General features: G+C 44.4%; 9 protein-coding genes. 8 read left to right on the forward strand and 1 reads right to left on the reverse strand.

Annotated elements, in window-relative coordinates; all coding sequences use genetic code 11:
- Positions 1 to 208: 208 nt before the first annotated feature.
- Positions 209 to 1,099, forward strand: a complete 891-nt coding sequence (gene nhaR, locus B9J84_RS09030) for a transcriptional activator NhaR (RefSeq protein ID WP_094123986.1) — start codon at positions 209 to 211, stop codon at positions 1,097 to 1,099.
- 274 nt (positions 1,100 to 1,373) lie between these two features.
- Positions 1,374 to 1,667 (forward strand): metalloregulator ArsR/SmtB family transcription factor, encoded by a 294-nt coding sequence (locus B9J84_RS09035; protein WP_026028082.1) that lies wholly within the window; start codon positions 1,374 to 1,376, stop codon positions 1,665 to 1,667.
- A gap of 152 nt (positions 1,668 to 1,819) precedes the next feature.
- Here B9J84_RS09035 and rpsT read toward each other — a convergent pair whose 3' ends face one another.
- Positions 1,820 to 2,080 (reverse strand): 30S ribosomal protein S20, encoded by a 261-nt coding sequence (rpsT, locus tag B9J84_RS09040; RefSeq protein WP_026027444.1) that lies wholly within the window; start codon positions 2,078 to 2,080, stop codon positions 1,820 to 1,822.
- A gap of 257 nt (positions 2,081 to 2,337) precedes the next feature.
- On the opposite strand from rpsT, the gene murJ reads away from it, so the two are divergent.
- The 6 genes from murJ to ispH all read left to right on the forward strand — a co-directional run.
- Entirely contained in the window at positions 2,338 to 3,900 is a 1,563-nt protein-coding gene (gene murJ, locus B9J84_RS09045; protein ID WP_179217544.1) for a murein biosynthesis integral membrane protein MurJ, read from the forward strand.
- 71 nt (positions 3,901 to 3,971) lie between these two features.
- Positions 3,972 to 4,907, forward strand: coding sequence for a bifunctional riboflavin kinase/FAD synthetase (ribF, locus tag B9J84_RS09050; RefSeq protein ID WP_026028079.1), 936 nt, complete (start codon positions 3,972 to 3,974; stop codon positions 4,905 to 4,907).
- 63 nt (positions 4,908 to 4,970) lie between these two features.
- Complete coding sequence (gene ileS, locus B9J84_RS09055) at positions 4,971 to 7,829, forward strand: isoleucine--tRNA ligase (protein WP_094123988.1); 2,859 nt, start codon at positions 4,971 to 4,973, stop codon at positions 7,827 to 7,829.
- Between the two features lie 17 nt (positions 7,830 to 7,846).
- Entirely contained in the window at positions 7,847 to 8,356 is a 510-nt protein-coding gene (gene lspA / locus B9J84_RS09060) for a signal peptidase II (RefSeq protein ID WP_026028078.1), read from the forward strand.
- A 168-nt stretch (positions 8,357 to 8,524) separates the two neighbouring features.
- On the forward strand, positions 8,525 to 8,956 hold the full coding sequence (fkpB, locus tag B9J84_RS09065; RefSeq protein WP_013857554.1) for an FKBP-type peptidyl-prolyl cis-trans isomerase: 432 nt from the start codon (positions 8,525 to 8,527) through the stop codon (positions 8,954 to 8,956).
- A gap of 26 nt (positions 8,957 to 8,982) precedes the next feature.
- Positions 8,983 to 9,865, forward strand: an 883-nt coding sequence (gene ispH / locus B9J84_RS09070; RefSeq protein WP_179217545.1) for a 4-hydroxy-3-methylbut-2-enyl diphosphate reductase, incomplete at its 3' end; no start/stop codon positions are given.

Below are 9,865 nucleotides of genomic sequence, written 5' to 3' on the forward strand. Positions count from 1 at the left end.
TCATGATGTTATGCGACGTTAACAACGTGGAGGAGGAGAGCGATGGACGCTAGTTTTAGATATTTTATGACGAAGTTGTCATTTTTGAACTCTAACTGCTCGGTATTAAGATTAGCTAACGTTCTTAAGTTCGGTTTTTCCGAGTTAATTGCTCATTTGGCTTGGGTTTGTTATAAACAACGACCAGATAAAATTGAGTGTCCTTATCATGTTTCACCTCAACTACAATCATCTTTACTACTTCTGGATGGTATGCAAGCAGGGATCGGTCACTAAAGCTGCAGAAGCACTCTTCTTGACTCCGCAAACCGTCACTGGGCAAATTAAGGCTTTTGAAGAGCGCATGGATGGTAAGCTTACTAAGCGTAATGGTCGTAGCATTGAACCGACAGAACTTGGGCAACTGGTTTTTAAATATGCTGACCGGATGTTCGGCTTAAGTTATGAGATGCTCGATATTGTCAATTATAGTCAGCGCTCTAATCTGCTGTTTGATGTAGGAGTGGCGGATGCCCTCTCTAAACGGCTTGTCAGTAAAATACTGATGACGACGGTCCCGGCCGATAGCAGTATCCACTTGCGTTGTTTTGAATCGACCCATGAAATGTTGTTAGAGCAACTTTCACAACACAAATTGGATATGATTCTCTCTGATTATCCCGTCGATTCCAGCCAAAGCCCGGGCCTGTTCAGCAAAAAACTGGGTGAGAGTCACATGAGTTTTTTTTGTTCAGGCAATGTTGAAAATGTCTCTTTTCCCGCCATTTTAGAGCAGAGAAAGTTGTTGATACCGGGAAGCCGAACCGCGATGGGGCGTAATCTATTGCAATGGTTTGACCGTCAAGGCCTGAAGCCGAATATTCTGGGGGAGTTTGATGATGCGGCATTGATGAAAGCTTTTGCGCGTTATCATCATGATGCAATTTTTTTAGCGCCCTCAATCTATGTGACTGAAGTTGGTGATGATCTTCCTTTGCAACTCATCGGTCAGATTGATGATTTAAAAGAAGAGTACTACGTCATTTTTGCTGAGAGGATGATCCAACATCCGGCAGTGAAAAATGTTTGCGATGCAGATTTTAATAATTTGTTTGTATGATGCTTTCACTACTAACGATAAATAGATTATTATCTCATTATCTAGCAATATTATTAATTATCGCTTGCCAAGTAATACTAATCTAAACTGGTTATACGCCTTCTGATGCCGTTATTGACGCTCTATTGAATGGTTGCCGTCATAAACGGTATAACAATTAAACTACATAGAAAAAGGTACTAACCTTACTTATAAACTCATAACCTGTTGGGTTAAGGAAGATGCAAACTTGTGATGCGTTTGATGTAAGAAGTTGTTCCAAGGGAGCTTATTCATGAACCTACAAGAAATGGAAAAAAATTCCGCTAAAGCAGTGGTGTTGTTAAAGGCTATGGCTAACGAAAGACGCCTACAAATATTGTGTTTATTACACAATCAAGAACTGTCGGTTGGTGAGCTATGTGGGAAATTAGAATTGAGTCAATCGGCACTTTCGCAGCATCTTGCTTGGTTAAGAAGAGATGGGTTAGTGGATACAAGAAAAGAAGCTCAGACGGTTTACTACACACTCAGCAGCCATGAGATCAAGGCGATGATTGAGTTGTTACACGGTTTATACTGCCGCTAGTGTTTTGAAAAATACACAATCCGAAATTATGTTTCAGTAACATAGTTCGGATTTTTTTATATTAAAATTAGAGTAAATACTTTACTTGACATTGCAGATATAAAAAAACCGGCCTTAGCCGGTTTTTATTTTCGCGTGGAACCAAGTCTAAATTATAGAGCTTTGATTGCTGCAGCGAAACGAGACTTATGGCGAGCAGCTTTGTTCTTGTGAACAAGACCTTTAGTCGACATACGGTCAAGGATTGGTGTAACTGCAGCAAATGCAGCAGTTGCAGCTTCTTTATCGCCAGCTGCGATAGCTGCGATGGTTTTCTTCATGTAAGTGCGCATCATAGAACGACGGCTAGCATTATGCTGACGACGTTTCTCAGCTTGGATAGCGCGCTTCTTAGCAGATTTACTATTTGCCAAGGGTCTAACTCCCAAAAACTTAGTTCGGTGACAATTTAAGGGCGGGGAATATCCCTTATTTGCTCTCAATTGTCAAATGATTTGTGCAAAAACCGTTCTAGGCCAAACAAATTTTGGTATAGGAAGGTCATCGCGGTTAAGATGCGGGGATTCTAACAGTATTTTTTTTCCAATGCTAATACTTATCTGATCTCGCACTGACATTCCTTATGTGTTGCTGTGGATAATGACGTTTTGGCTTGTTTTTCGAGGTAATAGTGAGCAAACGCCTACTCAAATCTGGCTTGATTGTCAGTGCTATGACGTTGATTTCTCGTGTGTTGGGCCTAGTTCGTGACGTAGTTGTTGCGAATTTGATGGGGGCAGGTGCGAGTGCCGATGTTTTTTTCTTTGCTAATAAAATTCCTAACTTTTTACGTCGGCTATTTGCCGAAGGGGCTTTTTCTCAAGCGTTTGTTCCAGTACTGACCGAATACCATTCATCCGGAGATATCAATAAAACACGCGAGCTGATCGCTAAAGCATCTGGCACATTGGGGGTGATTGTCACTTTGGTGACTGTTGTGGGGATCTTATGCTCTGGTGCGGTCACGGCACTGTTTGGGGCTGGTTGGTTTTTAGATTGGCTTAATGATGGTCCTGATGCGCATAAGTTTGAGCTTGCGAGTTTATTATTAAAAATCACTTTTCCTTACTTATGGTTCATCACTTTTGTTGCTTTATCAGGAGCGATTCTCAATACCCTGGGCAAATTTGCCGTCTCTTCTTTTACCCCTGTATTTTTGAATGTGATGATCATCGGTTGCGCTTGTTTTTTGTCGCCGCACTTACAGCAACCGGAAATTGGCTTGGCGATTGGCGTCCTTCTTGGGGGATTGGTCCAGTTTCTATTCCAAATTCCATTTTTGCTCAAAGCAGGTTTATTGGTTTGGCCTCAATGGGGCTGGAATGAACCGGGGGTTGTGAAAATTCGCACTTTGATGTTGCCCGCTCTTTTTGGGGTATCGGTCAGTCAAATTAACTTATTGCTGGACACCTTCATTGCCAGCTTCTTACAAACGGGCTCCATCAGCTGGCTTTACTATTCAGACCGTTTGCTAGAATTTCCGTTAGGCTTATTTGGTATTGCGATCGCTACCGTTATTTTGCCTGCATTATCCCGTAAACATGTTGATGCCCACAGCGAAGGATTTTCGCAAACCATGGATTGGGGTATTCGTATGGTTTGTCTGCTCGGCTTTCCTGCGATGTTAGGCCTGATTGTGTTGGCAAAACCGATGCTTATGGTGCTATTTATGCGAGGTGAGTTTACCCCGAATGATGTCAATCAAACGGCGTTGTCACTCTATGCATTTGGTTTGGGCTTGATCAGTTTTATGCTGATCAAAGTGCTTGCTCCAGGGTACTACTCTCGGCAAGACACCAAAACGCCAGTTCGTTATGGCATTATCGCCATGATCTCTAATATGGTCTTCAATGCGCTTTTAGCGTGGCATTTAAGTTATGTTGGTTTGGCGTTAGCTACGTCATTATCTGCTTTTATCAACATGGCACTGCTTTACCGAGGATTACATGTACAAGGGGTGTACCAGATCACCCGTAAAACTATTGGTTTTATTATTCGCTTAATGGTGGCCAGCAGTGCGATGGTTGTGGTTATTGTTTGGCAATTGGAAGAAATGTCAACGTGGCTAGAGTGGAGTCTGACACAGAGGGCTACATCATTGGTGATGCTGATCAGTATCGGTGCGGTCAGTTATTTGCTTTGCCTAGCCGTGCTTGGCGTGCGTTTAAAAGACTTAAAAGCGGCGACAGATTAATGGTGATTAGTATATAATCCGTCGGTTTCGCACCTTGCTAATTGAGAACTATAGGTTTTAAGCATTTTCTAATGGAATTGATTCGCGGCATTCATAATATCAAGCCACAGCATCATGGCTGTGTATTAACCATCGGAAACTTTGATGGTGTTCATTTAGGACATCAGCAAGTTTTGAAGCAAGTATCCAAGAAGGCGCAATTATTGGGTTTACCTTCGGTGGTCATGACGTTTGAACCGCAGCCATTAGAATTATTTGCCAAGCACAATGCACCAGCTCGATTAACTCGATTACGTGATAAATTTGTGCAACTGAACAAGCAGTCGGTTGACAGATTGTTATGTGTGAATTTTAACCAGCACTTTGCTAATTTAACGGCAGAAGCTTTTATTCGTGACTTGTTGGTCGCTCAGTTGGGTGTTAAGTTTCTGGTGATTGGTGATGATTTTTGTTTTGGTAAAAATCGCCAAGGTAATTTCAGTATGCTGCAGCAAGCTGGACAACAGTTTGGTTTTGAGGTGGTAAGTACCCACAGTTTTTGCTTGCAACAACAGCGAGTGAGTAGTACTGCTATTCGTAACGCTTTAGCAAGCGATGACTTAGTGTTAGCTAAGCAGATGCTCGGTCGTGATTACGGTATCAGTGGTCGAGTGTCGCATGGTCAAAAGTTAGGGCGAACCATTGGTTTCCCTACAGCGAACATTCCGCTTAAGCGCTGTGTTTCACCGGTCTCTGGTGTTTACGTCGTCAATGTCTATGGCCTTGATAACTCGCCCATCGGAGGAATTGCCAATATTGGTAATAGGCCAACAGTCAACGGGGTTCGCCAACAACTTGAAGTACACTTGTTTGACTTTCATGCCAATTTATATGGCAAACAGCTAGAAGTGGCACTTTTACATAAGCTTCGAGATGAAAAGAAATTTGAATCTTTTGGAGCGTTAAAGCAACAAATTGAATTGGATGCTGATGCGGCAAGGGTGTGGTTGCATCAGCTAAAGAATTAGTCGGATTATTCCACCGATTAATATCATGTCTAACGTCGCCCAATATAACGGAATTAAGAATCGATGAGTGATTATAAAGATACCCTGAACCTACCTGAAACAGGGTTTCCAATGCGTGGCGATCTGGCTAAACGTGAGCCAGAAATGTTAAAGCGTTGGTATCAAGAAGATCTTTACGGCGAAATCCGTAAAGCCAAAAAAGGCAAAAAATCTTTCGTATTGCACGATGGCCCTCCTTATGCCAACGGTGATATTCATATTGGTCACGCACTGAATAAGATTCTTAAAGACATTATTATCAAATCGAAAACCTTATCTGGTTTTGACGCGCCTTACATCCCAGGTTGGGACTGTCACGGGCTACCTATCGAATTGATGGTAGAGAAAAAAATCGGCAAACCGGGACAGAAAGTGACCGCGGCTGAGTTTCGTGAAAAATGTCGTGAATATGCAGCAGGTCAAGTGGAAGGCCAGAAAGAGAGCTTTAAGCGTTTGGGCATCATGGGTGAGTGGGATAAACCTTATCGCACCATGGATTTCGCCACCGAAGCGAATATTATTCGCGCATTGGGTAAAATTGCCGATAAAGGCCACCTGCTGAAAGGTTTCAAACCTGTTCACTGGTGTACTGATTGTGGTTCAGCACTGGCTGAAGCGGAAGTTGAGTACAAAGATAAAGTGTCACCTTCGATTGACGTACGATTCAAAGCAGCCGATGAAGCGGCGCTGCTTGAAAAGTTCACGCTCGCGGCTGATCACGCCGGCCACGGTGAAGTGTCGATTGTCATTTGGACAACCACACCTTGGACCTTGCCAGCTAACCGCGCAGTCTGCTTACGTGATGATCTTGAATATGTTTTGCTGCAAATTGAAGCAGACGGTGAACGCCCTGCTGAACGCATTATCGTTGCGTCAGAACTTGCAAAAAGTGTCATGGATCGTGCTGGTATCAGTCATTACCACAACCTTGGTTTTTGCCGAGGTGCAGACCTCGAACTAATGCCTTTTAATCATCCATTTTACGCATTTACTGTGCCTGCGATTTTGGGTGAGCACGTAACTACTGAATCGGGTACTGGCGTCGTTCATACTGCACCTGGTCACGGTCAAGAAGACTTCGTGGTCGGTCAGCAATACGGCCTTGAAGTAGCCAACCCTGTCGGTTCAAACGGCGTATATCTAGCAGACACCGAGCTATTTGCTGGTCAACATGTGTTTAAAGCGAATGACTCTGTACTTGAAGTACTGAAAGAAAAAGGTGCTTTGTTGCACCACCATGCCTACGAGCATAGCTATCCTCACTGCTGGCGTCATAAAACCCCGATCATTTTCCGTGCAACACCCCAATGGTTTGTCTCTATGGAGCAAGCCGGTCTGCGCGCCCAAGCTCTAGAATCGATCAAGGGCGTGCAATGGATGCCGGAATGGGGTCAAAGCCGCATCGAAGCAATGATTGAAGGTCGTCCTGAATGGTGTATTTCTCGTCAGCGTACTTGGGGTGTACCGATTGCGCTATTTGTGCATAAAGAGACGGCAGAACTTCATCCTAATAGCCCTGCGCTGATTGAAACAGTGGCGCAATTGGTAGAACAAAAAGGGATTCAAGCGTGGTGGGATGTTGACACTGCTGAGATCTTGGGCGAAGAAGATGCCAAGCATTACGAAAAAGTACTCGATACGCTGGATGTGTGGTTCGACTCTGGTGTGACTCACTACGCCGTTGTTGATAAGCGCGAAGAGTTCAATGGCCACGGTGCAGATCTGTACCTTGAAGGTTCAGATCAGCATCGTGGTTGGTTCCAATCTTCATTGATTTCATCGGTAGCAATGAAAGGTGCTGCGCCTTACAAACAAGTATTGACGCATGGCTTTGTGGTCGATGGTCATGGCCGCAAGATGTCAAAATCAATCGGCAACGTGGTTGCGCCAAAAGATGTCACCAATAAACTGGGTGCAGACATCCTGCGTCTATGGGTTGCATCGACTGATTACACTGGCGAAGTGGCGGTTTCTGACGAAATTCTAAAACGTTCGGCGGATGCTTATCGCCGTATCCGTAATACAGCACGTTTCTTCTTAGCTAACCTCAATGGGTTTAACCCAGCAACGGATATGGTTGCAGCAGACGAGATGGTGTCGCTGGATCGCTGGGCCGTAGGCCGTGCCTTTGCGGCGCAACAAGAAATTGTCAAAGCATATGAAGAGTATAATACGCATGGTGTGATCCAACGCTTGATGCACTTCTGCTCAATTGAAATGGGTTCGTTCTACCTTGATGTGATTAAAGATCGCCAATACACGGCTAAACAAGGTGCACATGCACAGCGTAGCTGTCAAACGGCGCTGTATTACATCGTTGAGGCTTTGGTTCGTTGGATGGCACCGATCATGTCATTTACGGCTGATGAAATTTGGAACGAAATGCCAGCGATGCAAGCTAATGGCGAGCCGCGTGAAAAGTTTGTCTTCACGGGTGAGTGGTTTGAAGGTCTGTTTGGCTTAACTGAAGGCGAAGAGTTGAACAATGAATTTTGGGCAGAGATGCAAAAAGTTCGTAGCTCGGTGAACAAGTTGCTTGAAACTGCTCGTAGTGAAAAAATCATTGGTGGCTCATTACAAGCTGAAGTGGTGCTGTTTGCTGATGATGCTTTAGTGGCTCAGTTAAACAAGCTTGAAGATGAATTGCGTTTTGTACTGCTGACATCAAAAGCGATAGTGAAGCCTCTGGCTGAGAAAAGCGATGCGGCACAAGCAACGGAAACTGCAGGTTTGTTTGTGTTGGTGAGCGCAACCGAAGCAGAGAAGTGCGATCGCTGTTGGCATCATACTCCTGACGTTGGCACTATCACTGGTCATGAAACTATTTGTGGCCGTTGTGTGTCGAACGTGGATGGTGAAGGCGAAGTTCGTAAGTTCGCTTAATAATATTGGGATTCAATATGGCAGAGCAGACGCTTACTTGGAAACAATCAGGAGTTCGCTGGCTATGGCTAGCGCTGCTGGTCTTTACCCTTGATGTCGGTATAAAGCTGATGGTCATGGATAACATGGGGTATGGTTGGGCAAATCGCATCGAAGTAATGCCTTTTTTTAACCTACTTTATGTACATAACTATGGTGCAGCATTTAGCTTTTTAGGCGATCAAGCGGGTTGGCAACGTTGGTTGTTTACCGCTATTGCCTTTGCGGTGACGGGGCTCCTCACTTACTGGATGAGTAAGCTGCCTGCGCAAGAGAAGTGGCATAATATCGCTTATGCCATGATTATTGGTGGCGCAATCGGCAACGTGTTTGATCGTATCGTGCACGGTTTTGTGGTTGATTATCTTGATTTCTACTGGGGCAATTATCACTGGCCAGCGTTTAACTTGGCTGACAGTGCCATTTGCCTTGGTGCAGCAATGATTATCCTTGATGGCTTTCGTAAAAAAGACGATGCGCACTCATAATGGCTAAAATAGTTGAATAACCCTAAGCGCTGTCTGTTGATTCAGGTGGCGCTTTTTGTTTACTCTTCATCTCTAAAAATACGGTGGCGATAGGCGTACTAAAAACGGGCATTTTTATGTCGTTATGGATGCCTTGTCTCCACACTAAAATAAATAAAGAGAAATCACGTGACGACAATAAAAGCAAACAGTGCGGTAACCCTACACTTCACCATTAAATTAAAAGATGGCTCTATTGCGGATAGCACTCATAATATGGGCAAACCAGCGAAATTGGTTATTGGTGATGGCAGTCTAAGCGACAATTTTGAGTTGTGCTTAATCGGTCTGAGTGCCGGAGAATCCAAAACCATTGAGTTAAAAGCCGAAGACGCGTTTGGTTTGTCTAACCCAGATAACATCCACCATATGGATCGCGCCAAATTTGCCGGTAATACTGAGGTGGAAGTTGGCACGATTATGGCGTTTAGTGGCCGCGATGGCTTAGAAATTCCTGGCATTATCACCGCTATTGCGGGCGATTCGGTAACGGTTGATTTTAACCACCCACTTGCAGGACAAGATGTCATTTTTGATGTTGAAATTTTGTCTGTAGAATAATTGTCAACTTGCGATAACCCTATTCAATGAGCAATGAAATGAAAATATTGTTAGCCAACCCTCGTGGTTTTTGCGCCGGTGTTGATCGTGCGATCAGCATTGTTGAACGCGCACTTGAGCTGTATCAGCCTCCGATTTATGTACGACATGAAGTGGTGCATAACCGCTTTGTGGTGGAAGGGCTGAAGCAGCGCGGGGCCATTTTTGTTGAGGACTTACACGAAGTACCTGATGACAATATTGTGATCTTTTCTGCTCATGGCGTTTCGCAAGCGGTGAGACTTGAAGCGAAAGCGCGTGCATTAACCGTGTTTGATGCCACTTGCCCTTTGGTGACTAAAGTGCATATGGAAGTGGCTCGAGCCAGTCGCCGCAGTATGGAAGTAGTGCTGATTGGCCATGCAGGTCATCCTGAAGTGGAAGGAACCATGGGCCAATACGCCAGTAAAAAAGGCGGCATGTACTTGGTTGAAAAACCGGAAGATGTTGAATCGCTAAAAGCTATCGTTAAAGATCCGACTAATTTACATTATGTTAGCCAAACCACCTTGTCGGTGGATGAAACAGCCGATGTGATTGATAAATTGCGTGAAGTGTTTCCTGATATTCAGGGACCACGTAAAGATGATATCTGTTACGCGACACAAAACCGCCAAGATGCGGTGCGTCAACTTGCATTGGATGTTGATTTGGTGGTGGTGGTGGGCTCGAAAAACTCATCAAACTCTACGCGTTTAAAAGAATTGGCGGAAAAGCTCGGAACGCCGGGTTACTTGATTGATTGCCCTGAAGATATTGATCCAACGTGGTTTGATGGTAAGAAAACCGTTGGCGTCACGGCCGGCGCATCGGCACCCGAAGCATTAGTGAATCAGATCCTAGATCGAATTAAAGAGCTTGGTGCTCAAT

Source organism: Vibrio sp. V03_P4A6T147, from assembly GCF_002241085.1.
Lineage (GTDB): Bacteria > Pseudomonadota > Gammaproteobacteria > Enterobacterales > Vibrionaceae > Vibrio > Vibrio anguillarum.

Coding starts and splice junctions, on each gene's coding strand:
- nhaR (WP_094123986.1), top strand. CDS start 209: ATGTTTCACCTCAACTACAATCATCTTTACTACTTCTGGATGGTATGC.
- ileS (WP_094123988.1), top strand. CDS start 4,971: ATGAGTGATTATAAAGATACCCTGAACCTACCTGAAACAGGGTTTCCA.
- B9J84_RS09035 (WP_026028082.1), top strand. CDS start 1,374: ATGAACCTACAAGAAATGGAAAAAAATTCCGCTAAAGCAGTGGTGTTG.
- ribF (WP_026028079.1), top strand. CDS start 3,972: ATGGAATTGATTCGCGGCATTCATAATATCAAGCCACAGCATCATGGC.
- lspA (WP_026028078.1), top strand. CDS start 7,847: ATGGCAGAGCAGACGCTTACTTGGAAACAATCAGGAGTTCGCTGGCTA.